The sequence below is a fragment of the Variovorax sp. Soil_C_33 genome (assembly GCF_057656935.1).
On the sequence record NZ_JBDGJK010000026.1, the window covers coordinates 23905 to 48884 of the forward strand.

At 68.4% G+C, this 24980-nt stretch carries 23 protein-coding genes; 15 read left to right on the forward strand and 8 right to left on the reverse strand.

Going from position 1 to position 24980, the window contains the following annotated elements; all coding sequences use genetic code 11:
* The first annotated feature begins 1046 nt into the window (after positions 1-1046).
* The 4 genes from AC3A6B_RS28045 to AC3A6B_RS28060 all read left to right on the forward strand — a co-directional run bounded on the left by AC3A6B_RS28045 (position 1047) and on the right by AC3A6B_RS28060 (position 3172).
* Positions 1047-1274 (forward strand): hypothetical protein, encoded by a 228-nt coding sequence (locus AC3A6B_RS28045; RefSeq protein ID WP_487839912.1) that lies wholly within the window; start codon positions 1047-1049, stop codon positions 1272-1274.
* A 55-nt stretch (positions 1275-1329) separates the two neighbouring features.
* Positions 1330-1908, forward strand: coding sequence for a putative pterin-binding protein (locus tag AC3A6B_RS28050; protein WP_487839913.1), 579 nt, complete (start codon positions 1330-1332; stop codon positions 1906-1908).
* 327 nt (positions 1909-2235) lie between these two features.
* Entirely contained in the window at positions 2236-2637 is a 402-nt protein-coding gene (locus AC3A6B_RS28055) for an adhesin (RefSeq protein WP_487839914.1), read from the forward strand.
* Positions 2638-2716: 79 nt separating this feature from the next.
* Positions 2717-3172 (forward strand): GNAT family N-acetyltransferase, encoded by a 456-nt coding sequence (locus tag AC3A6B_RS28060; RefSeq protein ID WP_487839915.1) that lies wholly within the window; start codon positions 2717-2719, stop codon positions 3170-3172.
* Between the two features lie 19 nt (positions 3173-3191).
* On the opposite strand, the gene AC3A6B_RS28065 is transcribed toward AC3A6B_RS28060, so the two are convergent.
* Positions 3192-4085, reverse strand: a complete 894-nt coding sequence (locus AC3A6B_RS28065) for a LysR family transcriptional regulator (RefSeq protein ID WP_487839916.1) — start codon at positions 4083-4085, stop codon at positions 3192-3194.
* Between the two features lie 111 nt (positions 4086-4196).
* On the opposite strand from AC3A6B_RS28065, the gene AC3A6B_RS28070 reads away from it, so the two are divergent.
* Positions 4197-4580 carry a cupin domain-containing protein gene (locus AC3A6B_RS28070; protein WP_487839917.1) on the forward strand — a complete coding sequence of 128 codons (384 nt, stop codon included), beginning with the start codon at positions 4197-4199 and terminating at the stop codon, positions 4578-4580.
* 19 nt (positions 4581-4599) lie between these two features.
* Here the strand turns inward: AC3A6B_RS28070 and AC3A6B_RS28075 are convergent, their stop codons facing one another.
* Positions 4600-5889, reverse strand: a complete 1290-nt coding sequence (locus AC3A6B_RS28075; protein ID WP_487839918.1) for a phospholipase D-like domain-containing protein — start codon at positions 5887-5889, stop codon at positions 4600-4602.
* A gap of 115 nt (positions 5890-6004) precedes the next feature.
* Here AC3A6B_RS28075 and AC3A6B_RS28080 point away from each other — a divergent pair, with 115 nt between their 5' ends.
* The gene (locus AC3A6B_RS28080) at positions 6005-6466 is read left to right on the forward strand and encodes an Rrf2 family transcriptional regulator (protein ID WP_487839919.1); all 462 of its coding nucleotides are present in this window, start codon (positions 6005-6007) and stop codon (positions 6464-6466) included.
* The gene (locus tag AC3A6B_RS28085; RefSeq protein WP_487839920.1) at positions 6456-7367 is read left to right on the forward strand and encodes an NAD(P)/FAD-dependent oxidoreductase; all 912 of its coding nucleotides are present in this window, start codon (positions 6456-6458) and stop codon (positions 7365-7367) included. Before AC3A6B_RS28080 ends, AC3A6B_RS28085 begins: the two co-directional genes overlap by 11 nt.
* On the opposite strand, the gene AC3A6B_RS28090 is transcribed toward AC3A6B_RS28085, so the two are convergent.
* On the reverse strand, positions 7358-8251 hold the full coding sequence (locus AC3A6B_RS28090) for a hypothetical protein (RefSeq protein ID WP_487839921.1): 894 nt from the start codon (positions 8249-8251) through the stop codon (positions 7358-7360). The two genes, AC3A6B_RS28085 and AC3A6B_RS28090, sit on opposite strands and share 10 nt — an antisense overlap.
* Before the next feature lie 213 nt (positions 8252-8464).
* Here AC3A6B_RS28090 and AC3A6B_RS28095 point away from each other — a divergent pair, with 213 nt between their 5' ends.
* Both AC3A6B_RS28095 and AC3A6B_RS28100 read left to right on the forward strand, forming a co-directional pair.
* Positions 8465-9592 carry a PepSY-associated TM helix domain-containing protein gene (locus tag AC3A6B_RS28095; RefSeq protein WP_487839922.1) on the forward strand — a complete coding sequence of 376 codons (1128 nt, stop codon included), beginning with the start codon at positions 8465-8467 and terminating at the stop codon, positions 9590-9592.
* Between the two features lie 46 nt (positions 9593-9638).
* Entirely contained in the window at positions 9639-11795 is a 2157-nt protein-coding gene (locus AC3A6B_RS28100; protein ID WP_487839923.1) for a TonB-dependent receptor family protein, read from the forward strand.
* A gap of 21 nt (positions 11796-11816) precedes the next feature.
* On the opposite strand, the gene AC3A6B_RS28105 is transcribed toward AC3A6B_RS28100, so the two are convergent.
* A complete protein-coding gene (locus tag AC3A6B_RS28105) occupies positions 11817-12722 on the reverse strand; it encodes a DMT family transporter (RefSeq protein ID WP_487839924.1) in 906 nt (301 codons plus the stop codon).
* A gap of 129 nt (positions 12723-12851) precedes the next feature.
* Here AC3A6B_RS28105 and AC3A6B_RS28110 point away from each other — a divergent pair, with 129 nt between their 5' ends.
* The 4 genes from AC3A6B_RS28110 (at position 12852) to AC3A6B_RS28125 (ending at position 19245) form a co-directional block, all read left to right on the forward strand.
* Complete coding sequence (locus AC3A6B_RS28110) at positions 12852-14210, forward strand: SWIM zinc finger family protein (protein ID WP_487839925.1); 1359 nt, start codon at positions 12852-12854, stop codon at positions 14208-14210.
* Positions 14211-14231: 21 nt separating this feature from the next.
* Positions 14232-16985 (forward strand): DUF6493 family protein, encoded by a 2754-nt coding sequence (locus AC3A6B_RS28115; RefSeq protein WP_487839926.1) that lies wholly within the window; start codon positions 14232-14234, stop codon positions 16983-16985.
* Between the two features lie 61 nt (positions 16986-17046).
* On the forward strand, positions 17047-18099 hold the full coding sequence (locus AC3A6B_RS28120; RefSeq protein WP_487839927.1) for an AraC family transcriptional regulator: 1053 nt from the start codon (positions 17047-17049) through the stop codon (positions 18097-18099).
* 117 nt (positions 18100-18216) lie between these two features.
* Positions 18217-19245 carry an alpha/beta hydrolase family protein gene (locus AC3A6B_RS28125; RefSeq protein WP_487839928.1) on the forward strand — a complete coding sequence of 343 codons (1029 nt, stop codon included), beginning with the start codon at positions 18217-18219 and terminating at the stop codon, positions 19243-19245.
* A gap of 15 nt (positions 19246-19260) precedes the next feature.
* Here the strand turns inward: AC3A6B_RS28125 and AC3A6B_RS28130 are convergent, their stop codons facing one another.
* Both AC3A6B_RS28130 and AC3A6B_RS28135 read right to left on the reverse strand, forming a co-directional pair.
* The gene (locus AC3A6B_RS28130; protein WP_487839929.1) at positions 19261-20085 is read right to left on the reverse strand and encodes a dioxygenase family protein; all 825 of its coding nucleotides are present in this window, start codon (positions 20083-20085) and stop codon (positions 19261-19263) included.
* A gap of 212 nt (positions 20086-20297) precedes the next feature.
* Positions 20298-21377 (reverse strand): GNAT family N-acetyltransferase, encoded by a 1080-nt coding sequence (locus tag AC3A6B_RS28135; RefSeq protein WP_487839930.1) that lies wholly within the window; start codon positions 21375-21377, stop codon positions 20298-20300.
* An 8-nt stretch (positions 21378-21385) separates the two neighbouring features.
* Between AC3A6B_RS28135 and AC3A6B_RS28140 the strand changes: the two genes are divergently transcribed.
* A complete protein-coding gene (locus AC3A6B_RS28140) occupies positions 21386-22081 on the forward strand; it encodes a hypothetical protein (RefSeq protein ID WP_487839931.1) in 696 nt (231 codons plus the stop codon).
* Between the two features lie 9 nt (positions 22082-22090).
* On the opposite strand, the gene AC3A6B_RS28145 is transcribed toward AC3A6B_RS28140, so the two are convergent.
* Positions 22091-22564: an ASCH domain-containing protein gene (locus AC3A6B_RS28145; RefSeq protein WP_487839932.1), complete on the reverse strand. Its 474-nt coding sequence runs from the start codon at positions 22562-22564 to the stop codon at positions 22091-22093.
* 134 nt (positions 22565-22698) lie between these two features.
* Between AC3A6B_RS28145 and AC3A6B_RS28150 the strand changes: the two genes are divergently transcribed.
* Positions 22699-24141 carry a cytochrome P450 gene (locus tag AC3A6B_RS28150; RefSeq protein WP_487839933.1) on the forward strand — a complete coding sequence of 481 codons (1443 nt, stop codon included), beginning with the start codon at positions 22699-22701 and terminating at the stop codon, positions 24139-24141.
* Between the two features lie 24 nt (positions 24142-24165).
* Here the strand turns inward: AC3A6B_RS28150 and AC3A6B_RS28155 are convergent, their stop codons facing one another.
* On the reverse strand, positions 24166-24966 hold the full coding sequence (locus AC3A6B_RS28155; RefSeq protein ID WP_487839934.1) for an alpha/beta fold hydrolase: 801 nt from the start codon (positions 24964-24966) through the stop codon (positions 24166-24168).
* Positions 24967-24980 lie beyond the last annotated feature (14 nt).

A 24980-nucleotide genomic window follows, 5' to 3' on the forward strand; every position in this document is an offset into this window, starting at 1 on the left:
AGGTGGTCTCGCCAACGCCAGCGCCGGAGGCGGAGGCGAAGGAGGAAGAACAGGCGCCTCGGTCTTGGCTTCGAATGCGTTCGTCCCGGCAGTTCTCGGCTCCGGGAGAGCTTGCACTCTTGGCGTCGGCGCCTGCGCAGGTGTCGGTGGGGGTGGGGGTGCGACGCGCGCCGGTCCGGGCCGGATCTCGACTGTCATCACCGTTGTTCGGGGCGGCTGGGGAACGAGATCGTCTGGAGCGACCGCGTCCGTAGGTGCGACCGGGGTCTGCCTTGTGGCCTCCGTTGCCGGTGTGGCCGATTGAGATTGAGTGACTACTGTGGGGTCCGCGGGCGCCGCCGGCGGCGCAGCAGTGACCGCCGTCTGATCCCCAGCGCCTGCAGGCGCTTGAAGAGCAGTTCTCGCCGCATGGTCCACGGACGCGATAGCAGGCGGCTGGGGAGAAGCCGCTTCCGTTCGTTCCGCAGGCAAGCTGGTCGACTGCAACAGCGACGAGACCGCGCTCGAAAGCGGCGGGCTGCGCGCCGCATCGCGGCCCAAGTACCAGAAGACGAAAGCCCCATGCAACAGCGCGAGCACGATCAACAACCAGACGATGGACACGTCGACGCCGTGCGGCACGGGGATACCGGCCACGCGTCTGAGCGCCGAGGTACCGTGGGCAACAGGCTCTACCGCCGATGGAGAGCGCGGCGTCGTATGCATCCAGCGCGGCTCGCTCATGGTGGTGTCGAAGGTCGTCGTGCCTGAACGGATGCCCGAGAACTTGCCCGCGCAGCCGCAGCAGTACCTGGCACGGTCCCTGTTGGGCGTATGGCACGAGTCGCAAAATTTCGTCATACCGATGCTCTGGACACGGCAACGAGGCGATGCCGTGAAGGGGGCTCCATGTGAAGATTCACAAGTAGTTCGCTTGTCTTACATTGAAATGTGCCTGTTTGTAAGACGGCAACTGATGTTGCTGTCCCGCTCGTCACGAGCGTGCCCAGCCCGTTCCGAAGCAGAATCCTGATTCATCAACTTGGACCCCGGCGAGAAGGGACAACATGGAACTGGAAGAAGTCAACGCGCGGCTCCGTTCGCTCGAGTTGCGAGCTGTCGCCCAAACCGCGGCGATCGCGGTCCTGCTCCAGGAGCAGCCCAATGCATCGGCAAAACTGCACCTGGTTGCCGAGCACCTTGTCGACGCCCCCCCGATCCCGATGTCCGACGAGGACCTGGTGAAAGTCGCAGCGTACATACAAGCAATGCTCGGGGGCCCCTGGATCGACTGACATTGAGTCGAAGGTATCGGTCGACGAAGGCAAGCGCATTGCTCACAATCGCGCGATGAACAAAAGGCACTTCCTCGGTACGGCAGCACTCGCCGGCCTCATGTCTTCGATCCACGCATCGGCCGCGGAGCCGGCCCGCAAGAGCCCGGGTCTCCTGACCGTCAGCGGAGCGATAGGCAGGAGCAACCGCGGGGCCGTCGATCCGGCGCTCGACCAGTTGCTGGTGAAGCACGGCGTCAAGTTCGACAAGGCCTTCGTGTTCGACTCCGAGGCGTTGCGCCGCCTGCCGGTCGTTCGGATCAAGCCGACGCTCGAGTACGACGCCAAGGTGCATTCGCTCACGGGCCCGTTGTTGACCAGCGTGCTGGAGGCGGCTGGTGTGGCCGGCGATGCGATGCTGGCCCTTCGCGCGGTGGACGGCTACGTCGTGCCGCTGCGGATGGCCGACGCGCGCAGCTACCGGATGATCGTGGCCACCGAGATCGACGGCGCTCCGTTGGCGCTGGGAGGGCTGGGCCCGCTGTGGGCGGTCTACGAGGCCGATACGCTCGCCGCCTTCAAGGACAAGCCGCTCAAGGAACGCTTCGCCCTGTGCCCCTGGGGGCTGTACAGCATCGAGGTCACGCGCGGCTGATCGAGCGATCGGCTGCGCGGCTGCAGCGACATCCCATGACAGCCCCGATTGCGAGCGCCGCAGGCTACGGCACGCATGCTGCCGCCCTGTCGGAACAAGGCGGCGGGCCTAACGCACGAGCTCCCGATCTCGCCGACAGTCAGCTCCCACAGCCATGCAGGGCACATCCGCACATGGCGACATGCGACGCCTCCCCTACGGTTCACCCCGAACTGGCCGCAAGCCGGTTCGTTGTCAAGTGACCATTAACGAAAGGGAACGTCACACATGAAGATGCATAACCAACACCGTATCGCGCTAGGCGCATTGCTCGCGGGTCTTCTCGCCATGAGCGGATTCGCCCAGGCACAGTCCGTCGGCGTGGGCGTCGGCGTGGGCGCCGATGTCAACACATCGGGCTCCGCTGGCGGCGGCGCCAAGGCTGGCGCACGCACCGATGCGGGCGCGCAGACGAGGGCTGGCAGCGCAGGCACCGGCACGGCCACCGAAGCGGTCGGCAACGCGACGAGCGGCGCCGGCGGCACCCTCGGCGGCGTGGTCGGCGGTGCGACCGGTGCGGTGGGCGGAGCGACCAATGCCGTGGGCGGCGCCACGAATGCCGTGGGCAGCACGGTCGACGGCGCGGCCGGTGCTGCGGGCTCGGCCGGCGGCGCACTGAAGCCCAGCGGCGCAGGCGCCAAGGCCGGCGGCAAGGCTCAAGGGTCCGGCTCGCTCGGCGTCACCAAGTAAGCCAGGGTTCGGCTCGACAGAAGAAGCCCGCAGCGCTCGCGCGCAGCGGGCTTTTTTTTGATCGAGAATCGCGCGACACATGAAGATCGAAATCGACGACCTCTCGCGCCCCGAAATCCATGCACTGCTCGATGAGCACCTGCAGAACATGCATGCGGTGTCGCCGCCCGAGAGCGTTCACGCGCTCGATCTGGCGAAGCTGCGCCAGCCCGGGATCACCTTCTGGTCGGCCTGGAACGACTCGCTCCTGCTGGGTTGCGGCGCGCTCAAGGAACTGGATGCAGATCACGGCGAGATCAAGTCGATGCGCACCCCCAATGCGCTTCGCCGCCAAGGCGCCGGACGCGCGCTCCTCGCCCACATTATCGAAGTCGCAAGGTCGCGCGGCTATCGGCGGCTCAGCCTCGAGACCGGCTCGCAGGAGGCCTTCGAGCCTGCGCACCGACTCTACGAGAGCTTCGGCTTCGCGCGCAGCGGGCCCTTCGGCGACTATGCCGAGGACCCGTACAGCGTGTTCATGACGATGCGGCTGTAGCGCAGACGCAGTTCCACTCTCAACCGGTGATGATCGGCCGCAGAGCCTCGATCTCCCCGACCATGAAGTCGAAGAAGGCCGACACGCGCGGCGTGCGGCGCAGCTCCGGCAGCGCGAGCAGCCGCCAGATGCGCGTGAGCTCGGGGATCGGGCCCAGCACCTTCACCAGCTCGGCGTCGGCATCGCCCAGCGCCGTCGGCAGCGGCGCGATGCCGACCCCGGCCTTGACCGCGTGCAGCAGCCCGAGCACGCTGTCGTTGCGCGAAACGATCCGCGCTTCGGGCGCGACCTGTTGCAGCCAGGTCGCCACGCGATGCCTGGCCATGCTGTCGTCGAAGCCGGCCAGCGCATGGGTTGCCAGGTCTTCGACGCGTGCCGGGCGGCCATGCTGCGCGATGTACTGGCGGCTGGCGTAGACGGCCCATAGCGAATCCCCCAGCTTGCGGCCGACCAGCGCGTTGTAGTCGGTATCGCCCGAGCGCAGGGCGACATCGGCCTCGCCCTTGCGCAGGTCGAGATACTTGTCGCTCATCACGAACTCCACCCTGAAGGCCGGATGGCGCGCATGAAAACGGTCCAACAGACCGGCGCGCGTCAGGCGGTCGACCAGCGGCTCGGGACAGGTCAGCCTGATCACACCCGCTGCATTGCGCCTGGAGTCGGCCAGCTGCTGCTTGAAGGCCAGCACCGCCTGTTCGACGTGCTGCGCATGCGGCAGCATTTCCTCGCCGAAGGGCGTCAACCGGTAGCCGGTGGGATGGCGCTGCACCAGCGGCCGCCCGATCTGCCGTTCGAGGGCCGCAAGCCGGCGCTGGACGGTGGATTGATCGACCTTTAACGCGTGGCCGGCCGCCACCGTGCTGCCATGGCGCGCAAGGGCGACGAAGTACTTGAGGTCGTTCCAGTCGAGCATGGATGGGTTATGCACTTGTGCGGCCCCCTTCTGCAAGCCTGCGGCTTGTGGCGGCTGTGCCGCGCACCTACGCTGGAACACCCCAACGGCCCATCCACAACGAGGTTTGTCATGCTGCTGCGCACCGTCATCGCTCCCCTGTTTGCCTGCCTGGCCGCTCACGCGTGGGCGCAGGACGCCGTCCACACCGACAGCGACAAGTACCGCGCCATTCTGGAGAACGACTGCGTGCGGGTGCTCGAGTACAAGGACCTGCCGGGCGAGAAGACGCATCCGCACCGGCACCCGGATTTCGTGCTCTACGCGCTGAGCGCTTTCAAGCGCACGCTGACGCTGCCCGACGGCAAGGTGCTCCGGCGCCAGTTCAAGGCCGGCGACGTGATGTGGTCCGACGCGCAGACCCACACCGGCGAGAACGTCGGCGAGACCCCTACCCACGTGATCATGGTGGAGCTGAAGAGGCCCTCAGCCGCGAGCTCGTGCGGCAAGCAGTAGCCCACCCGGCCCGTTGGACTCACAGCAGCTCGTTGAACGCGTAGAGCACGTTGTCCTTGCAGCGGTGCCACAGCCCGCGGCGCGCCCACGCGTCGGCCTGCAGCTCGATGCAGTCGCGCGTGTCGCGCTCGAAGATCTCCTCCAGCTGAGCGGCCAGCGCCTCGTCGCGCAGGCCGAGCGTGATCTCGTCGTTGGTCTCGAAGGAGCGGTCGTCGAAGTTGCTCGAGCCGATGGCGCACCAGGCGCCGTCGATGGTCATCACCTTCTGGTGCAGCAGGCACTTCTGGAATTCGAAGATGCGCACGCCACCGGCCAGCAGCAAATGAAAGTTGCGGTGCGCGGCGTGCTGCACCATGGGCATGTCGGAGGCCTCGGTCGAGGGCACCATCACGCGCACGTCGACGCCGCGCTTCGCCGCTTCGCACAGCGCATCGATCGCCTCGCGGTCCGGCAGGAAGTAAGGGTTCTGGATGCGGATGCGCTTGCGCGCGACGCACACGACCAGATGGTGCAGGATCTTCACCGCCGGGGGCGAGCCTTCGGGCTTGATGCTCGCGACGTGCACCGCCACCTCGCCTGCGCGCTCGAGCGGCGGGAACACGGCGTCGCCGACGAACAGCTCGCCGGTGTCCTCCACCCAGTTCTCGCTGAAGGCGCCCTGCACCGCATGCACGACCGGCCCGCGCAGGCGCACGCCGAGGTCGCGCACGTGCTTGCGGTCCTGCCCGTCGCCGAGCCAGCCGTCGACGATGCAATGGCCGCCGACCAGCGCCACCTTGCCGTCGACCACCACCAGCTTGCGGTGGTCGCGCTCGTTGAAGACGCCGATGTGGCGCACATGGCGCGGGTGGTGCATCTCGAGCCGGCAGCCGGCCTCGCGCAAGCGGCGTATCGCGTCCTCGCCCATCTTCTTGCCGCCGTCGGCGTCGACCAGCACGCGCACCGGCACGCCGGCGCGGCGGCGCTCGATCAGCGCATCGACCACGCGCGTGCCGAGCACGCCGTCTTTCCAGAGGAAGGTCTCGAAGTGCACCGAGCAGGTGGCGATGCGGATCTCCTCGAACATGGCATCGAAGAAGGCGCCGTTCGCCAGCAGCTCGACCGCATTTCCCTCGTAGACCGCGCCCTGCGTCAGGCCCGAGAGCGAGGGCAGCAGCTCGGTGATTGGCGCGTCGCAATCGATGACGAGCCGCGGATCGCGATGCCGGCGGATCGACCAGATGACGAGCCCCAGCACGACGACCACCAGCGCCAGCACGAAGGCGAGCGCCGAGGGCCACGAGAGCGTTGCCAGGAAACCATCGCTCATGTAGCCCTTTCGCAGAGTGCCGGTGCGCCGGATCGTAAGCGCTGAGGCGCTGGAACGGGTGCTCTCGATATCCCCATGCCGCCACTGGTCATCGATATGCAACTTATCATGTTGCATGAAACGAGACAGCAAGTTGTCGGGCGTGCTGCACGCCCTGCTGCACATGGCAGAGATGCAGGAGCCGGCCACGTCCGAGTCGCTGGCCGCGGCGATGCAGACCAACCCGGTCGTGGTGCGCCGGCTGATGGCGGGCCTGCGCTATGCGGGCTTCGTGAGTTCGGCCAAGGGGCACGGCGGCGGCTGGGTGCTTTCCTGTCCGCTTTCGGAAATCACGCTGGGCGACATCTACGAAGCGCTCGGTGCGCCGCCGCTGCTCGCGGTGGGGCACCGCACCGAGAGTCCGGGCTGCGTGGTGGAGCAGGCGGTCAACGCGGCGCTCGACCATGCCTACCGCGATGCGGAGGCGCTGCTGATGGCCAGGCTGCACGAGGTGACGCTGGCCGCGCTGTCGAAGGATTTTCATCGCCGCATGGTGGCCGGCGATCATTCATTGGGAGACATTGCTCATGCTTCATGACGCTCTCATCGTCGGCGGAAGTTTTGCCGGCCTCTCCGCGGCGATGCAGCTCGCACGTGCGCGCCGCTCCGTCTGCGTGGTCGACGCCGGTGCGCCGCGCAATCGCTTCGCCGCGGCCTCGCACGGCTTCTTCGGGCAGGACGGTGCGCCGCCGCTGGCGATGATCGCGCAGGCGCGCGAGCGGCTCCTGGCCTATCCGTCGGTGCGCTTCGTCTCGGACCAGGCGGTCGACGCGGCGCTCGATGGCGCCGGCGGCTTCGTGGTTTCGCTGGAGGCCGGCGAGCCGATCTCGGCGTCCAGGTTGGTGCTCGCCTTCGGCGTGCACGACATGCTGCCGGAGATCGCCGGCCTGCGCGAACGCTGGGGCGCCAGCGTTCTGCACTGCCCCTACTGCCACGGCTACGAGTTCGGCGGACGCCAGTTGGGGGTGCTCTATCGGGGCCCGCTCTCGTTGCATCAGGCACAGCTGATCGCCGAGTGGGGGCCGACGACTCTGTTCCTCGATGGCGAAGAAGTGCCGGACGATGCCGAGAGCGCTGCGCTGCACGCGCGAGGCATTGCCATCGAGCCGGGTCGCGTCCTTGCGCTGGAGGGCGGCGACACGCCGCGCTCACTCGCCGGCGTTCGCGTCGTGGATGGCCGGCTGGTGCCGCTGGACGCGCTCTACATCGTGCCGCGCACCCGCATGAGCAGCCCGCTCGCCGAGCAGCTCGGATGCGCCTTCGACGACGGCCCCTTCGGCCCGGTGATCCGCACCGACGCCCTGACGCAGAGCACCGTCGCCGGCGTCCATGCCGCGGGCGATGCGGCGCAGTTCATGCAGAACGCCACGCTGGCCTCGGCCGATGGCGTGCTGGCCGGCGTGTCGCTGCACCGGTCGCTGGTCTTCGATCAGCGGTAGCCGGCCTCGTTGGCGTTGTGGATGATCCAGATCAGGTGGCCGCTGGAGAAATCGCCCATGCCGCCGCCGGCGAAGATCAGGCGGCCCTGGCCCTTGTAGGTCATCTCGAAGCGATGACGGTCGGCGCCGAAGTAGAACGGGATCCAGGCCTTGCCCGTGATGTAGGCGCCCTGGTCGGTGGGCGGGCCCGCGAGGTCGATCACCTGCCGCGCCGGCATGCCGATCTGCAGCTTGCTGAACTTGCTGTTGGGCGCGGGGTTGCCCGTGATCTCGCCCTCGTAGTCGTTCAGGCCCTTCACGGTGCGGCCGCTGCCGGCCTCGACCTTGGATGAATCGACCACGTTGCCTTGCGCATCCATGCCAGCCTTGGCGGGGCCGCCGCTCGAACGCGCGGGGGCAGCCGGCTGCGGTGCGGGTGCGGGTGCCGGCGCAGCGGCCGGCGCCGCCGCAATCCTGACGGGCTCGGGCGCTGCGCAGCGCTCGAGATCCACGATCTTCTGCTTGCTCTTGGCCACGAAGCGATAGCCGGCGACCTTGGTGCTGACCTGGCCGCCCGCGAAGCCGGGGGCGGCGGTCCTGCAGCGGAAGTAGGTCGCGTCCGTGTCGTCGACCTCGTAGTGCCCGGCCGGCACGCCGCGGCCCTTGGCCTTGGCCAGGTTCAGCGCCACCGTCTTGCCGACCAGCTCCTGCCTGACGCTCTTCTCGTTGCCGTTGCCGATCAGGCCGGTGAGTTCGTCGTAGCTCATGCCTTCGGGCACGGGCGGGGCCGGCGGCGCAGCCGGCGCCGGCGCGGCCTGGGGTGCGGGTGCCGGGGCGGCAGCCTGCGTCGCGGTGCCGGACTTCGTCGCGCAACCCGCGGCGAGCATGGCGATGGCGGCCGTCATGGCCAAGGTGCAAAAAGGAATCCTCAAGTTCACTGTCGATACTCCGTTGTTGGTATGTGGCGCTCGCATTCGAACGCGAGCGGCATTCTGGCCGAGGATCGAAAGTGCGGTAGCATCTTTTTCCCACCCCCCACTTCCCGACTGTCCAGCCAACGCACCGCCAGCGGTGTGCAGCCAACAACAACCGGAAGGGACTCGCCGTCCCCGTTGTTCATGCTGCGCGCCCCGCTGAGACGTCTCTGGCTCAGGATTCATCGCTGGACCGGCCTCTCGCTCGGTCCGCTGCTCGCCCTCACCGCCTTGCTCGGCGCCGTGCTGGTGGTGGCGCTGCCGCTCGACCGCTACGCGCATCCCGCCTTCTTCGTCGCACGCACGGCCGCGGACGCAAGCGCAGCGGCGCTGCCGCTCGAGCCGCTGCGCCAGCGCCTGCTGGCCGAGTTCGGCCCGGACACCAACCTCACGCTGCGCCCGCCGCGCAAGCGCGGCGAGACGCTCTGGGTGTTCGTGCGCGGCAAGTGGGACGGCACGCTCTATCTCGATCCCGCGACAGGGGCGGAACAAGGACGGCGCGGCACGCACGAGGGTGCATACAACCTGCTCTTCGAACTGCACAGCAGCCTGCTGCTGGACGACGCAGGCAAGGGCATCCTGGCCGTCGCGGCGCTGGCCTATCTGTTCCTGCTGGTCACCGGCCTGGTGCTCTGGTGGCCCGCGCGTTGGCCGCCGACGCTGCGCATCACGCTGAACCGCGGCCTGCTGCGCGGGCTGTTCGACCTGCACCGCACCGGCGGCGCGCTGCTCGGGCTGCTGATCGCGGTCTCGGTCTCGACCGGGGCCTACATGGCCTGGCGGCCGCTGGGCAACTTCATCTCCACCGCGATCGGGCAGCAGCCCGTCAAGCCGCCCGTGGTTCCCAAGGAGGCGCCGGCCGGCCCGCGGCTTTCTCTCGACCAACTCGTGGCTCGTGCGCAGCAGGAATTCCCGGGCCAGCCGATCGGGTACGTGCAGGTGCCCGCCAAGGCCGACCGTCCGATGCGCGTGCGCTTCCGGCTTGCCGACGATCCGCATCCGAACGGCATCAGCTCGGTCTGGCTGCATCCGCGAACGGGCGAGGTGCTGGCGGTGCGCCGGTGGCAGGAGCTCGACGCCGGCAACGCCGCCGTGGTGGTGATCTATCCGCTGCACACCGGCGTGCTCGGCGGGCCGGCGCACGAAGCCGTCACCGCCCTGCTCGGCCTCGTGCTCGGCGGCCTCGGCCTGAGCGGCGTCTGGCTCTGGTGGCGCCGGCGCGCCGTGGGCGCCGCCCGCAGCAACGCGCTTTCGAGCCGCACGACGTCCTGAGCCAGGCCGCCTTGCGCTCGCAGATTATTCATTCGAAGGAGAAACCTTGTCCCCCCAAAAGACCCGCGTGGCCGTCGCCATCGCGCTGCTTCAGATCAGCCTGCAAGCCCTCGCCGCCGACGCCGACCCGGCGCCCGGCGCACAGCTGGAAACGGTCACCGTCACCGGCGACTGGCTCGGCAGCCCCAGCGAAACCAAGGTGCTCGAGCATCCCGGCGCGCGCACCATCGTCGAACGCAGGCAGATCGAGGAAAGCGGCTCCACCAGCGTGCGCGACGTGCTGCGCCAGATCCCCGGCGTGCAGGTGCAGGAAAGCAACGGCACCGGCGGCAGCGACATCTCGCTCAATGTCGGCGTGCGCGGGCTCACGTCCCGGCTGTCGCCGCGTTCCACCATCCTGCTGGACGGCGTGCCGCTGGCCTATGCGCCTTATGGCCAGCCGCAGCTGTCGCTGGCGCCGCTGTCGCTCGGCAGCCTCGAGGCGGTCGACGTGGTGCGGGGCGCGGGCTCGGTGCGCTACGGCCCGCAGAACGTGGGCGGCATCATCAATTTCGTGACGCGTTCGATTCCCCGGCAGTTCGCCGCCGACGCGAGCATCGGCGTCGAGAGCGCGAGCCACGGCGGCGGCGTCAAGACGACGCCGGGCCTGTTCGTCGGCGGCACCAACGAGCAGGGGCTGGGCCTGGCGCTGCTGTATTCCGGAACGCACGGCGACGGGTACCGCAGCAGCAACGACAGCACCAGGATCGACGACGTGATGCTGAAGGGTTCCTACCGCTTCTCCAAGTACGACGACATCGCGCTGTCGCTGCATCACTTCGAAGGCAGCGGGCGCATGCCGGGCGGCTTGACCACGGCGCAGTACGCCGCCAACCCCTTCCAGTCCGACCGCCCCTTCGACGAATTCACCGGGCGCCGCACCGACGGCTCGATCAAGTACACGCACAACGACGGCGTCAACAAGTTCGAGCTGCTGAGCTACTACACCGACTCCTTCCGCGGCAGCCACATCGAGCAGGAGGGCACCGGCGCCACTGCCGGCCAGCGCCGCCTGACCGCAGCGCCGCGCAACTACAACACCTTCGCCGTCGAGCCCCGCTACTCGCGGCTCTTCGATTCCGGCAGCGTGGTGCAGGAGGTCAGCGTCGGCTACCGCTACCTGAAGGAATCGAGTTCGGAAGTGGCGACGCGCAGCGCGTACTACCGGCCGCGCGCGGGCTTCGATGCCTACACGCTGGCCTCGCCGACCTACCAAACCAGCGCTGGCGGCACGACCGCGCATGCGTTTTACATCGACGACCGCATCGACTTCGGCAACTGGACCGTCACGCCCGGCGTGCGCTACGAAGCCATCCGCACGCACAACGACGTGGTGAACCTCACCGGCAACAGGATCACCAGCACCCTGTTTCCGAAGATCGATTCCAACGAGGTGCTGCCCACGCTGTCGGTGATGTACCGCATGAGCGACCGCTGGTCGCTGTTCGCGAATGCGGGCGTCTCCTTCGGCCCCCAGCAGTACGCGCAGCTCGCGCAGGCCACGGAGGGCCTGCACCCCGAGAAGGCCAACACCTACGAGATCGGCACGCACTACAAGGGCGAGGCCTGGAGCTCCGAGCTGACGCTGTTCAACATCGACTTCGACAAGGAATTGCAGCTGGCCCGCTCGATCGTCGGCGAAGGCACGTGGACCGACCTGGGCGCGACGCGGCATCGCGGCCTGGAAGCGGCGATGCGCTACGAACTCGGCGAGTTGAACGCCGCGCTCAAGGGCCTGTCGGTCTATGCGACCTACACCTACACGCAAGCCATCTCCAAGGCCGGCGTCTTCGCCGGGCGCGACCTGCCCTTCTACTCGCGCCAGGTGGCATCGCTCGGCGCGCGCTACCAGCGCGGCCCCTGGACCTTGAACGCGGACGTGTTCGCGCAGTCCAAGCAGCGCTCGCCCGGTTCGCCCGACCCGGGCGCCCAGTACGTCACGCTGGAAGATGCGAGCGGGCGCCTCGGCGACATTCCCGGCTACGCGACCGTGAACCTGCGCGCGGGCTACGACTTCGGTCCGCGGCTGAGCAACCTGAAGCTGGCCGTCGGCGTGAAGAACCTGTTCGACCGCCGCTACTACACGCGCTCGGTCGACAACAACGGCGGCAAGTATGTCGGCCAGCCGCGCACGCTGTACGTGCAGGGCTCAGTGGCGTTCTGAGCTAGGGCCTGTTGACAGGCCCTAGTCGACCGTCCGGGGTTCTTCGGCGCAGGCCTTCGCCCGCCCGAAGGACCAGCCGAGGTTGATGCCCGCGGCGGCCAGCAGGATGGCGGCCACGCCGAGCAGCTGCACCGCATGCAGCCGATGGCCGAAGGCCACGAAGTCGACGACGATCGCGACGATCGGGTAGACGAAGGACAGTGCGCCCGTCACGTGCGTCGGCAGTTTCTGAATCGCGCCGTAGAGCAGCACGAACACGAGCCCGGTGTACACCGCGCCCATGATGAGGAAGTTGCCCCACGCCTGGCTGTCGGTCGGGAGCTCCGCCCAGTGGGCGAAAGGCGCCAGCATGAGGATGCCGACGCAGACCTGGATGAGCGCGATCAGGTGCGGCGGCGTGCCGGTGAGCTTCTTGGTGATGATGGCGGCCAGCGCATAGAAGAAGGCCGCGCCGAGCGCCAGCAGGATGCCGATGAGATAGCCCGGGCCGGCGTAGTCGGCATCGGGCTTCGCCTGCACGATGAGCAGCACGCCGATGAAGGCGAGGCCGAGCCACATGAGCTTGTTGGCGGTCAGCCGCTCGGAGAACAGCAGCGCGCCCAGCACGACCAGCATGAAGGGCTGGGTGTTGTAGACGGCGGTGGCGATGGAAATGGACGCGCGCGAGAAGGAGGCGAAGATCAGCACCCAGTTGAGCACGATGGCCGCACCGCCCAGCGCAGCCCAGCCGATGAGGCGAAGCGGGAGCTTGCCGCGCAGCATGCCCATGGCCGCGCAGACGATCAGGAGCGTCGCCGCGCCGAAGGCGCAACGCCAGAACAGCAAGTCGATGATCGGCAGACCCGATTGCACGACGAACCATCCGATGGTTCCGGAAATCACCATGGCGGCGGTCATCTCGACCGTGCCGCGCGTCCTGTTGTTCATCGCCAGCCCGTTCAACGTCAACTGTCTAGGATGCCACGCGATGCGTGCGCTGTCTGATCAAATTCCTGAATGCCCTTCCGAGCGGGTAAAAACGAATACTTCCATTTTCAAGATGCCACCGATTCCACGATGAGTACCGTTGCCCATTCGTACCGCTACGCCCACGCATCCTTTCTTTCCCGCGAAGAACACCGCCCCCGGCTCGTGCTTGCGACGGCCGATGCGAGCGGCGAGGCGCATCCTTACTTCTTCGAAGGGCGCCTGCTTTCGCCGCGTCTGGTGTCGGAATTGCTGACGACGCTGCAGCTCGTGGTCGGGAGCCGCTTCTTCACGGCGGCCAACTCATTGGCCAAGGCCCTCGCGCTGGCCGATCCGGTCGTGACCTCGGGCGGCGGCATGCTGCGCTTCGAAGGCTTTTCGTCGTGCTGCAGCACCTATGCCCGCGTGGACCTGCTGCGCGAGGCTTACGAGGGCGAGCTGGTGGGCAAGGGCACGACCAATGTGGATTTCAATGCGCCAATGCGCGCGGCGCTGGCCCAGGTCAGCGACGCCCAGGGCCTGGAGCTGTCGGTCGGGCGCGACGAGCTGAAGCTGCGTTCCGGCACCCATGAAGTGGTGGAGCGCAAAGTGGCACTGCCCACGCGCTGGGTTCGAGGGATGGTCGAGGTGCAGTCGTACATGGGCTCGATGCGCAAGTGCTTCGAGGCCAGCGCGCTGGAGGCGCAGCGCTTCATCCGCGGCCTCCCGCGCGCATCGACCAGCCGCACGCCGCTGTGGGTCGCGATGGGGCCGGCCGGGCTGCTCGCGACGACCCAGCCCGTCGACCATGGCGTGCGCGTGACCGAGACCGCGCGGCTTCGCGTCCTGCAGCCGCTGATGGCGCGCGCAAAGAGCCTCGCGGTGTACACGGACGACAACCGGCAGACGAGTGCGTGGGTGCTGGACTTCGGCTCGGTGCGTTTCACGCTGGCGCTCAGCGCAGAAACCTGGCGCGGCTTCTCCGGCGAGGGCCAAGCGCTGCGCGCGCTGCTGCGGCACGACGAGGTTCGCGCTGGCGCCTTCGACCTGATACGCGCCAAGCTGCAATGGCTGCCCTCGCTGGACGTGGGGCCGCTCTCCGCGGAACTGTCGCTGCCTGATGCCGCCGTCGAGGACAGCCTGCGTGTGCTGGGCGCCAGCGGCCTGGTGGGCTACGACGTGTTCGAGGCCCGCTATTTCCACCGGGTGCTGCCGCTGGATCTGTCGCTGGTCGATGACATGCACCCGCGCCTGCGCGACGCCAAGGCGCTGTTGGAGCAGAACGCGATCACGGTGCACCATCGGTCGCCGCTGGATGCGTCGGTGCAAAGCGGCGACGTGGTGCATCGGGTGCGCGAGGTCGACGGCGAGCTGCGTTGCACCTGCCCCTGGTTCGCCCGCCATGAGGGGGAGCGCGGGCCGTGCAAGCATGTGCTTGCGGCCGAGGCCAGCAAGGCGCCTGCTGACTGATCTTTTCTTGCAAGGACCGCAATGGCGACTGTGTTTTCGCCGGGCACGCCGCTCGAGCACCATGTCTATTCAGGCCACTATGAACGAACGATCGATTGCATCCGCGCGATGCCGGCCGGCGAGCGCAAGTCGCAGCGCGCCAGCCTACTCGCGATGCAGAAGCTGCTGGATGCGGCGCGATGGGCATCGGACGACGCGCGCTACGCTGGATGGGGAACGGCGCCGACCCAGGCGCAGTCGCGCGCGGCCCATGGCGCGCTGGTGCTCTGCGGGACGGCCAAGGACGTGGCCGCGGGCTTCGTCGATATCGATGACCTGATCGCGCTGGCCAGCGAGTTCGATCCGCCCTCACTGGCCGGCCTGGCGGATGCCTTGCTGGAGGCTGGGCCTTACAACATTCGCACGGTCCAGCGTCTGATCGCGGCGGGCGTGGTTGCACGGCCCGACGGCGACGGCTATGCCCTTGGCCTGATCGCGCTGCCGCGCGCCTGCGGCCCGAAGTTCAGCATGGCGGACTTCTTTGCCCAGGACCCGGGGCTCAAGGGCGTGGCGCTGCGGGTCTTCGACGTGGAAGGCACGTCCGACGTCAGCCTGGCGTCGATCGACAAGTACCAGCATGACACCAATGCCTGGAGCCGGATTCTCCTTTCGCTCTGTGCTGAAGGCGTTTTCACCCGCGCCATCCTGCTCGACAAGACGCTCGACTGCCTGGGGCACGACTGGCCGCAGTTTCGATCCGGCTGGTTCTCGCGCTTCCACGCCGAATTGGCGCCGACGCTCGACGAGGTGCGCCCGCGCGCCAACCGCTACCTGCGCATGCTCGCCAGCCGCATCCCTCCGACGGTGACGATGGCGCTGGAAGTGGTCAAGCGCCTGGCCGCCGCGGACCTGATCGATCCGCATGTGCTGGCGGAGGCCCTGCAACCGGTGATGGCCTCGGGCACCAAGGGCCAGTTGGAAGCCGTACTGAAGTTGTGCGAGGCGGTGCGCCAGCGTGCGCCATCGGCGGCCCATGCGCTGTCTCTCACTGCCTGCGCGGGCTTGTTCCACGAGTCGCCGGAATTGCAGAAGAAGATCCTGCAGCGCCTGGACACGTGGGGCGCCGACGAAGCCGTGCGCGCCGAACTGCGCCGCTACCTTCCGGGCATCGCCGCGACCAACCGCGCGCTGCTGGTCGCGCTGATCGGAGATGCGGACGAGCCCCAGCTGCCGACCACACCCGGTGCGGATCGGCGGCAGGCGAGCGCAACGATGCCGGCGCAGTCCGTGCTCGATGACAGCCGCGTGCTGACATCCGCCGACGGCCCGGACCCGCTGGTCGAGCGCATCGCCCATGTGTTCGAGCACGACGGGGACATCGACGCCTTCGAATGCGCCGCGGCCGCGCTGGCGCGGCTCGCACCCCTGCCTGCCGAGGTGCTTGCTTCGCTGGCGCCGGTGCTCAAGCGGGCCGGCAGACTGCGAAGCCCGGTGGCATCGGAGCTGGCGCGACTGCTGGTCTTCGTGACGGACGGAAGGCGCCTCGAGGCCGAGCCGATGGTCGATCACGGCGGCAATCCGAGCGCCGTGCATGCATTGCTGATCGCCCGCACGCAGGACCTGATGGATCTTGCGGCACAGGGCAAGCGGGTGACGCCGCTGTCCACGCCGACCCATTGCCGCGGCTTCATCGCACCGGGACTGCTCATCGAACGCGTTCGCGCGCACCAGCAGCATGGCGCCGCGAGTACGCGTGACGAGCAAGCGCTTGCGCTGCTGCGCCTGGCGCCGGCAGCGACCGACGAGGACCGCCGGCTCGCCCGCACGCTGGACGATTCGCCGTTCACGCGTGCCTTGCGCTACGCGCTGGGCGATGCGATCGCGCCCGGCGGCGACGAGGTGCTGTTCACGGCTGCGGCGCGCATCCGTCATCCGGGCGCCGACGACGAAGTCCTGGCGGCGGCGTTCGGCGATGCGGGGCCCGACGGCGCGCGGGTGGCCGGCTACGACTGGCAGGTGACAAGCCGAAGCTCGAGCGTCGGGACGACGACCTACCACCATCACGACCTGATCGTCCGCGCCCTTCCGGATCGACAGGAGAAGAGCGAACACCTCGCGGTCATGCGGCACCCGCCGCCGAATCCGAAGGCGCGCCGCCACTACCGCTGGTGGAGCTTTGCCGGCATCGACGAAGCGCTGATCCGCTATGCCTCGACCCTGCTGCCGAGCGCACTCGAAGCGTATTTCGCGGAGGGTGCACGGGCGTTGGGCAACAACCTCGACTGGCGGGAGGCGCAGTGGCAGAACAAGGCGTATCTCGAGCCGCTGCTGGATGCCACGGTCAGGCCCGGGCCGATGGCGACACTCATGCTCGGGCTGGCGCTGGCGGGCAAGGAACCGGGCCAGACCGCGCTGGCCATCGACTGCCTGGTCAAGGCGCATGCACAAGGGCGTCTTGACCTCTCGCTGCTGGCCGGCACCCTGCAACGCCTGCTCGCAACCCCGCTGGTGAAGGCGCCCCGCTATCGCAAGAGCCTGGAGGCGGCGCTGCGCATCGATCCCTCCGTGTCTTCGGCCGTCATCGAGCTGCTGTCCGCGGCGATGACGGCGGGGAGCCCGGGCGAAGCGCCCAAGGACCTCGCGTCCTTGCTCGAACTGCTGCAAGAGCTGCTGGTGAGCGAGGGCAAGTCCTTGCCGGAGAGCACAAAGAAGGAGCTCGCCGCGCTCAAGCTGAGCGGGAAAGGCAGGGCGCTGCAGAAGGCGCTGTTGGGGAACGATTCATCGGCGTCGAGATAGCGCAGGCGTCAGCATGTCCGAGTCCCTCCCCTCGACCCTCTTCGACGCCGCCCTGCGCGGCATGCTGATCGCGTTGCTCATGCTGCTGGCCCTCGTGCTCGCCCGCGATCGGCCGCGCCTGGCTGCCGCGCGCGCGGGCGTCGCCTTGACGTTGGGTTTGTGCGTGCAGGTCCTTGCTTCCACGCCGACGTTCGAGGCGCTGGCGCCGCGCCTGTGGCAGGCGCCGCTGGTGGCGGTGTCGGTGGGCAACGCGGTGCTGTTCTGGGTGTTCGTGCAGGCGCTCTTCGATGACGACTTCGCGCTGCGGCCGATGCATGGCGCGGCCTGGCTGGCGGTGGCCGTGCTCGCCGGGTTCAACTGCGCGGTGATTGCCGGCAGCGCCTCGGTCGTGGCACCGATCACCGTGGGCTTGCAGCGGGGCGTGCCGCTGCTGTTCGCGGTGCTGGCCGCGCTCGCGGCCGCTTCGCATTGGCGCGCGGACCTCGTGGAGGGGCGGCGCCGGCTGCGTGCGTTCATCGTGGCGGCAGGCATCGCCTATACCGTGGTGATGTTGCTCGCTCGTCTGGGCTCGCCGCAAGGGCGGTTGTCGGGCATGACGGCCACAATCGATGTGCTGCTCCTGCTGCTGATCGTGGCGGTGGTCGCATGGCGGATGCTGCGTCTGACCGGCTCCGATCTGTTTCCGCCCGCGCGCGTCGCCGCTCTTGCGCTGCCGCGTGCGGAGCCGGCCAGTCCGCCTCCACAGCCGCCCCCCGACCCCGCCGACGAACGCCTCGCGGAGGCACTGCAAGGCCTGATGACCGACGCGCGCGCCTACCGCACCGAAGACCTGACCGTCGCCAGCCTGGCCGCGCGGCTCGCCGTGCCCGAGTACCGGCTGCGGCGGCTGATCAACCAGCGGCTGGGGCATCGCAATTTCAATGCCTTCGTCAATGGTTTCCGGCTCGAGGAGGCGCGCGCCGCGCTAGCCGACCCGGCCCGGCGCGAACTGCCGGTGTTGACGATCGCGCTGGAAGCGGGCTTCCAGTCCATCGGCCCCTTCAATCGGGCATTCAAGGCCGCCACCGGCCTCACGCCCACCGAATTCCGGCGGGAAAAGCTGGCCGATTCCTGAAATCGGCCAGCCTGAAGCCGCAGCTTGCAGACTTCGGCAAGACGCGGCGGGTGCGGCAGGGCATCGTTGGGGTCACCGAGGGCATGGGCCTTCGCTGACGATGAGGAGTTCGATTCGATGCGTTCATTCTGTTTGCCGGCCCTGGTGCTGGCGCTGCTGTCCGGCGTGGCACAGGCCGCCGTCGGCCTGAGCGAAATCCCTGCGACAGCGGACGACGGCCCCGTCACGCTGTACTACCCGTCGAGCGACGAGGCCCGGCCGGTGCAGCGCGGGCGCTTCACGCTGACGCTGGCGCCGCAGGGCACGCCGGTGCGCGGCAATGGCCGGCTGGTGCTGATCTCGCACGGCTCGGGCGGCTCGCCCTGGGTGCACGCGGACCTGGCGCGCAGCCTGGTGGAGGCCGGCTTCGTCGTCGCCATGCCCGAGCACCGGGCCGATAACTACAGGGACGGCAGCGACCCCGGCCCCGACAGCTGGACGCGGCGGCCGGCCGAGGTGTCGCGCGCCATCGACGCGCTCGGGCGCGACGCACGCTTCGCGCCGCTGCTGAAGCTGGACAAGGTCGGCGTCTACGGCATGTCGGCCGGCGGCCACACGGCCTTGAGCATGGCAGGCGGGCGCTGGTCACCCGCGGGCTTCAAGCAGCATTGCGAAGCGCACCTGGTGGAGGACTTCCAGACCTGCGTCGGCCTGATCACGCGGCTGACCGGCGGCCCCCTGGACGGGCTGAAGAAATGGGCGGCCCTGACCGTGATCCGCCATCGCTTCGACGACGCCGCGCCGCGTGTGCATTCCGATGCGCGCGTGGCCGCGGTGGTGGCCGGCGTGCCCGCTTCCGCCGACTTCGACATGGCCTCGCTGGCCGCGCCGCGCGTGCCGCTCGGGCTGATCACCGCCCAACAGGACCGCTGGCTGGTTCCGCGCTTCCACAGCGACCGGGTGCTGCAGGCCTGCCTGCCGCGCTGCGCGCATATCACCGATCTGTCCACCGGCGGCCATGGCGCACTGCTGTCGCCGCCTCCCCCGGAGCTCACCGGGCTCGCCGGCGAGATGCTCAACGACCCGCCGGGCTTCGATCGCCCTGCGACGACGGCGGAGGTGGACCGCAAGACCACCGCCTTCTTCACGCGGCACCTGCTGCCCTGATCGGCTGTCGACCCCTTAGCTCGCGACACCCACGGTGATGGTGCCGGTGTAGCCGGCCGTCGCGATGCCGCTCAGCGAAGGCGTCTGCGCGGCGATCTGCGCCGCGGTGTTGTCGCCGAACACGTTGTCGCTCGCGATCGTGACCTGCGCGAGGTTGGCCGAGCTGCCGCTGTAGAGGCTGCTGTTGGTGCCGTACACCGAGGTAGCGATGTCGCGCGGCAGGCACATCTGCGAGGTCAGCACCGCGTTGCTTCCGGCCGTGGCGGTGGCCAGGCTCTGGAACACCTCGAAGTGGATGTGCGGGTAGCGGCCCGCATAGCAGCCGGGGAAGATGGTCTGGAAGGTCGCCTGCCCGTTGCTGTCGGTCACCTGCATGCCGCGCAGATAGTTCTCGGCCGGCAGGTCGTAGATCGAGTACTTGCCGGTCGCGTCGCAGTGCCACAGGTAGATGGCATAGCCGGCCAGCGCGGCGCAGGAGGCGTTGGTGTTCACCAGGCTGATGGTGAGCGCCATGGGCAGGCCGGGCGCCATGGTGCTGGAGCTGCCGAAGCTCGAGCGGATGTCGCTGCGCACGATGCCGCTGGCCGTCAGCACGTTCGAGACGCTGCCGTTCGCCGAGTTGGTGCCGTCGCTCGGATAGGGCCCTGCGGTCTCCGCCGGATCGGCGATGCAGCCGGGCGAAGAAGTGGTGGTCGTCGTCGTGGTCGCAGCGGTCGAGGAGCTCTCGTCGCGGCGCTGGTCGTGCCGGTCGAGGACAGTGCGCTCGGGCTGCCCGAGCTGTCGCTGCCGCCGCCTCTGCAGCCTGCAAGCACGGCCGCACCGCCGAAGCCGGACAGCCACGCGAGCACGCGGCGCCGCTCCCCGGTTTGCCGCAGGATCATCTCCAGGTCGTAAGCGAGTCTGTGGTCATGCTCGTGTGCCGGCGCGCCGGGTTGGCTGGATGTCATTCGCACTCCCTCCTTGGATCATCGAGCGCCCGAGTCTCGGCGAGCGCGCGCGGATCGGCAACGATGGCGCAGCCAGCATCCAGGCCTTCAATTTTTCTCCTCAGTTCAGTGCCTGTGCATCGGATCGGGCGCGAGGAATGTCTGCAAGTCGTCCCTGCCGATCTGATAGGTCCCGTCCTGCCGGTGCACCGCAAAGCCCAGGCGCTGATTGATCGACAGCATGGGTGCGTTGGCCTTGGCGTTGTGCGTGATCATCGTTCGCACTTGCGCGTGGCGCTCGCGGACCAGGTTGAGCATGGCGGCCTTGACGCCCTTGGCCAGGCCCTTGCCGCGCCAGGGCCGCGCCACGGCGGTGAGTTGCTGATAAACCCGCTCGGGAAAGCGCGCATCCCAGCTCGCGTCGCACATCGCGGCCACTTGGTCGCCGCGGCGCAGGAGCACGAGGAAGTGCTCGCCGCCGCGGCGGTCCATGTCCTCGTACCAGGTGGCATAGCCCTGCAGTTCGTAACGCATGCGCGGGATGTCCAGCGAATCCAGCGGCTGTTCGTTGATCAGCGCCGAGAACGGCTCCATCAGCGTGGCGAGCCGCTCCATCGGCACGCGGCCCGCATGGACCTCCCATGCCAGATCGCTGCCGGGCACAAGGGCTTGTGCCTGCCAGCGCGCAAGCTCGTTCCAGTCGAGGGCATCGAAGGAAAGGCGGTTCTCCGCGCTGCGGTAGTTGCAGCGGGCGCCGATCGCGGCCATGAAGGCGTGGCCGTCGGGGGTATGCACTTTCATGGTGGCCATCGTTTTGCCGCTGCCCTGCATGAACGAGAGCAGCTCGCCCAGCAATGCCTTGCCGGCACCTTGTCGGCGATGAGGACTCAGCACGCCGCCCCAGACGTCGACGAAGGGGGCATAGTCTTCGCCGCCGGGCGAACCGGGGCGGCGAAATCCCAGGATCAGATTGCCCACGAACTCGCCGTCGCGCAACGCCATGATGCGTTGCGATTCGTGCAGCGGGCGACGCAGGCGCAGATCGTGTTCGAACTCGGCGTTGGACATCACCGGCTCGCCGGGGTGGTCTTCCTCCTGGCGCGCACGCCGGTAAGTGTGGAGCTTTGCCCAGTCATGGGCCGATGCGGTATGGGGATCGAAGGGGCGGGTCTCGATGGCGGTCGAGCCCTTTGTCATATCGAGCATGGATTGCCTTGTTTCTCGCAGACGAACGCAGCCGCTGCAGGCGCATGCCTGCGGCGGCGATCTGGAACTTGGACGGTTTGAAGCGGGAGGAACCCGGCGGCTGGCGGCGCGGTTCAGCAGGCTGCGCGAGACGCAACAAACCGGATGAGTGCAATGGATTCAGTGATGTGACTTTCCATGGGGCACCTCCGGTGTGTTGGTTTGAATGGGCTGCGCATCTTAGCCAGGTCTTCGCCCATTGGCGACAAGAAATGGCCCTGAGCGCGAGGATCGCCGAGACAATGCGCGACATGCTCAAGAGATCGCTCCTGCCCGCGCACCTGTGGGTGCTCATCGCGGTGTACTTTGTCGCCAGCCTGGCGCACTTTGCTCACAACGCCGAGTTCATCGCCTTCTATCCCAACATGCCGAGCTGGCTCACCCGGGAGCAGGTGTATCTCGCGTGGCTGGCGGTCAACAGCCTCGGCGTCGCTGGCCTGCTCGTCGCCCGGCTGGGTCTTCATGCGCTTGGCGTGCTTCTTGTCGGCGCATATGGTGCCCTCGGGCTCGGCGGCCTCGCCCACTACACCCTGGCGCTCTGCTCCGAGCACACGCTTGCGACCAACGCGACCATATGGGCTGAAGCTGCCAGCGGCTGCATGCTGATGCTCGCTTCGGCGCTGCTGCTTGGGCGCCGCATCGCACACAAGCCATTTGCGGCCTAAGCCGCAGCTTCATGAACCAGCCTTGTAGATGACGCTGAAGCGCTCGCAGACCACAGGCATGACCTGGCTCGGCTCGCGACCGATGCGCGCGCACTCGCGGCCAAAGTAGGCCCAGTGAACGCGGCGCCAATAGTCCAACGACCTGTCGCCTTCGCCCTCGCTGGCGGCGAACTCGGGTGTGACCTGCTCGAACGGCAGTACCTCGATTTCCAGCGTCTCGATGACGCACATGGGCTTGCCGTCCCAGCAGGTGACGACGCTGAGGCTGCCCGGCTTTGGCGGCGAGACGCCCGCGTTCCCGTACGTCCAGGCAAGACAGGCAGTGGCACGCTTGACACCGGCGAGCACGAGCTGCGCCAGTTCGTTGGCGCCGGCTTCGTTGTCGTGGAAGTGGAAGGCCTCGAAGAACCGGGCGGAGCGATCTTCTCCCACCTCGGTGCAGAAGTCCTGCCAGAACGCGGCGATGCTGGGTGGAATGTTCATGGCAACAGACAAGAAGCGGCGGGTCTGTCGATCATGGCAGACCCCCCAAGAAACCCAGTGATCGGATTGCGCCGGCCGGCCCGCTTGATGCAAGATGCCCGGCCTGGGGCGCACCGGCGCGCGAAGGAGCCGACATGGCGATCACCGATGGACTGCGTGTGGATTCACCCGTGCGGCGCATTCGCGACCTGCCCGGGCCGCGGGGCCTGCCGCTCTTGGGCAATGCGCTGCAGATCCAGCGCGAACGCCTGCACCGGACGGCCGAGCAATGGGCACGCGAGTACGGCGAAGTGTTCAGGTTCCGCATCGGCTCGCGCGAGTTCGTCGTGGTGTCGAACCCGGAGATGGTCGCCACGATGCTGCGCGATCGCCCCGACGGCTTCCAGCGCACCGACCGGCTCAATGCCGCGGCGCGCGAACTGGGCTTCAGCGGCCTGTTCTCGTCCAACGGCGAAGACTGGAAGCGGCAGCGCCCAATGGTGCTGCGCGGCCTCGACCCGACCCACATCAAGGCCTTCCATCCCACGCTGGTGAAGGTCACGCAGCGCTTCGAACGCCGCTGGCGCCGGACCGCGGAGGCCGGAAGTCCGATCGATCTGCAGTCGGACCTGATGCGCTACACCGTCGACGTGACCGCCGGCCTGGCCTTCGGCACGGACATCAACACGGTGGAGTCGGACGACGAGGTCATCCAGACGCACCTGGACAAGTTGCTGCCTGCGTTGTTCAAGCGCGTGCTGTCGCCGCTGCCGCATTGGCTCTGGGTGCGCAGGCGCGCTGACCCCGCGCTGGGCGAACACCTGCGGGCGCTGCGCAGCGCAGTGGACGGATTCATTGCCGGTGCGCGGCAGCGGCTCGCCGATCAGCCGCAACTGCGCGAGCACCCGGGCAACCTGATCGAGGCCATGGTCGCGGAGCGCGACCGGCCCGGTTCCGCACTGACCGACGAGGACGTTTCCGGCAACGTGCTGACCATGCTGCTGGCGGGCGAGGACACGACGGCCAACACACTGGCGTGGATGATCTGGGCGCTCCATTGCCATCCCGAGGTCGCGCAACGCGCCGCCGCGGAAGTGCGCAGCGTGATCGGCGAGGGATCGCATCCCACCCACGAACAGCTGGGCCAGCTCGAATTCGTGGAAGCCTGCGTGCACGAGACGATGCGGCTGAAGCCGGTCGCGCCCATCATCATCCAGCAGGTCGTGCGCGATACCGTGGTGGGCGGCTTGGCGCTACCGGCCGGCACGCCGGTGATGTGCCTGATGCGCCCGGCGGCCGTGGACGCCGCGCATTTCCCCGACCCGCAGGCGTTCCGGCCGGAACGCTGGCTCGCTGCGGAGGGCACGGGCCGCGCCGCGGGCTCGGCCAAGCGGGTCGCCATGCCTTTCGGCGCCGGGCCGCGCACATGCCCGGGCCGCTATCTCGCGCTGTCGGAGATGAAGATGGTGGCCGCGATGTTGCTGGGCGCATTCGACATCGCGGACGTGTCCACCACCGACGGCACGGACGTGCAAGAGCGGCTCGCGCTCACGATGTCGCCCGTGGGGCTCCGGTTGCGGCTGCGCGTGCGGAAATAGCTGAAGGCGTAGCGAACCTGATCCTCAGTGGCACGCGAGAAAACCCGCCACCGCGTCGTTGACCAGCTCCGGATGCGTGACCGGCCCCATGTGCCCGAGCCCGGCGAATTCCATGACGGTGACGTTGGCGAGCGCACCCGTCAGCAGCCTCGCCACCCCGCGCGATGAAGCGGGCGACTGCCCGCCCACCATGTACAGCACCGGCAGATCGAGCGCGCGAAACGCACGCAGGGGCGTCGGCTCGCAGAAGAGCGCCCTGGCCCAGCCGGCGACGTTGACCATGGATGCGGCGATGGGCGGCTGGCGCGCCTCGGGCATGCCGGCCCAGCTTCCCGGGCCCATCCAGTAGTCGATGAAGCGCTGCGCGGCGGCAGCGGGGTCGCCGGCATCGATGGCCGCGGCGGCATCGGCCACAGCCAAGCGGATGCCGTTCGCCGCCTCCTGGCCTGGCGCCTCCTCTTCGAGCAGCGCGAACAGGGTCGGCTCGTACAAGGCGATGGCGCGAATCCGCTCGGGGCGGGCGAGCGCGGCCACCAGGGCCACCGCGGCGCCGTAGGAGTGCCCGACCAGGAAGAAGGGATCGCCGGCCTCGGCGAAGACGGGCTCCAGGAGCGCGACCTCGTCACTCAGCGTGACGACACGGTCCGCCGGCCAGGCGGGACTGCGGCCGGCGCCGAAGGAGTCGGGCGCGAAGATGCGATGGCTGGGGGACAGGCGCTCCATCAGCGCACGCCATTGCGACGAAGCGCCCGCGTTGGCGTGGATGCAGACGACGCCTGGGCCGGCGCCGGTCTCGCGGAAATAGGGGATTTGCGACTGTTGCATGGGCATCGACTGTC

Excerpts from the sequence above, each read along its gene's own strand:
- AC3A6B_RS28135 (WP_487839930.1), bottom strand. The coding sequence starts at position 21,377 with ATGCTCGATATGACAAAGGGCTCGACCGCCATCGAGACCCGCCCCTTC.
- AC3A6B_RS28105 (WP_487839924.1), bottom strand. The coding sequence starts at position 12,722 with ATGAACAACAGGACGCGCGGCACGGTCGAGATGACCGCCGCCATGGTG.
- AC3A6B_RS28045 (WP_487839912.1), top strand. The coding sequence starts at position 1,047 with ATGGAACTGGAAGAAGTCAACGCGCGGCTCCGTTCGCTCGAGTTGCGA.
- AC3A6B_RS28085 (WP_487839920.1), top strand. The coding sequence starts at position 6,456 with ATGCTTCATGACGCTCTCATCGTCGGCGGAAGTTTTGCCGGCCTCTCC.
- AC3A6B_RS28090 (WP_487839921.1), bottom strand. The coding sequence starts at position 8,251 with ATGACGGCCGCCATCGCCATGCTCGCCGCGGGTTGCGCGACGAAGTCC.
- AC3A6B_RS28125 (WP_487839928.1), top strand. The coding sequence starts at position 18,217 with ATGCGTTCATTCTGTTTGCCGGCCCTGGTGCTGGCGCTGCTGTCCGGC.
- AC3A6B_RS28095 (WP_487839922.1), top strand. The coding sequence starts at position 8,465 with ATGCTGCGCGCCCCGCTGAGACGTCTCTGGCTCAGGATTCATCGCTGG.
- AC3A6B_RS28055 (WP_487839914.1), top strand. The coding sequence starts at position 2,236 with ATGAGCGGATTCGCCCAGGCACAGTCCGTCGGCGTGGGCGTCGGCGTG.
- AC3A6B_RS28145 (WP_487839932.1), bottom strand. The coding sequence starts at position 22,564 with ATGAACATTCCACCCAGCATCGCCGCGTTCTGGCAGGACTTCTGCACC.
- AC3A6B_RS28075 (WP_487839918.1), bottom strand. The coding sequence starts at position 5,889 with ATGAGCGATGGTTTCCTGGCAACGCTCTCGTGGCCCTCGGCGCTCGCC.
- AC3A6B_RS28065 (WP_487839916.1), bottom strand. The coding sequence starts at position 4,085 with ATGCTCGACTGGAACGACCTCAAGTACTTCGTCGCCCTTGCGCGCCAT.
- AC3A6B_RS28110 (WP_487839925.1), top strand. The coding sequence starts at position 12,852 with ATGAGTACCGTTGCCCATTCGTACCGCTACGCCCACGCATCCTTTCTT.
- AC3A6B_RS28155 (WP_487839934.1), bottom strand. The coding sequence starts at position 24,966 with ATGCAACAGTCGCAAATCCCCTATTTCCGCGAGACCGGCGCCGGCCCA.
- AC3A6B_RS28150 (WP_487839933.1), top strand. The coding sequence starts at position 22,699 with ATGGCGATCACCGATGGACTGCGTGTGGATTCACCCGTGCGGCGCATT.
- AC3A6B_RS28115 (WP_487839926.1), top strand. The coding sequence starts at position 14,232 with ATGGCGACTGTGTTTTCGCCGGGCACGCCGCTCGAGCACCATGTCTAT.
- AC3A6B_RS28060 (WP_487839915.1), top strand. The coding sequence starts at position 2,717 with ATGAAGATCGAAATCGACGACCTCTCGCGCCCCGAAATCCATGCACTG.
- AC3A6B_RS28050 (WP_487839913.1), top strand. The coding sequence starts at position 1,330 with ATGAACAAAAGGCACTTCCTCGGTACGGCAGCACTCGCCGGCCTCATG.
- AC3A6B_RS28080 (WP_487839919.1), top strand. The coding sequence starts at position 6,005 with ATGAAACGAGACAGCAAGTTGTCGGGCGTGCTGCACGCCCTGCTGCAC.
- AC3A6B_RS28120 (WP_487839927.1), top strand. The coding sequence starts at position 17,047 with ATGCTGATCGCGTTGCTCATGCTGCTGGCCCTCGTGCTCGCCCGCGAT.
- AC3A6B_RS28070 (WP_487839917.1), top strand. The coding sequence starts at position 4,197 with ATGCTGCTGCGCACCGTCATCGCTCCCCTGTTTGCCTGCCTGGCCGCT.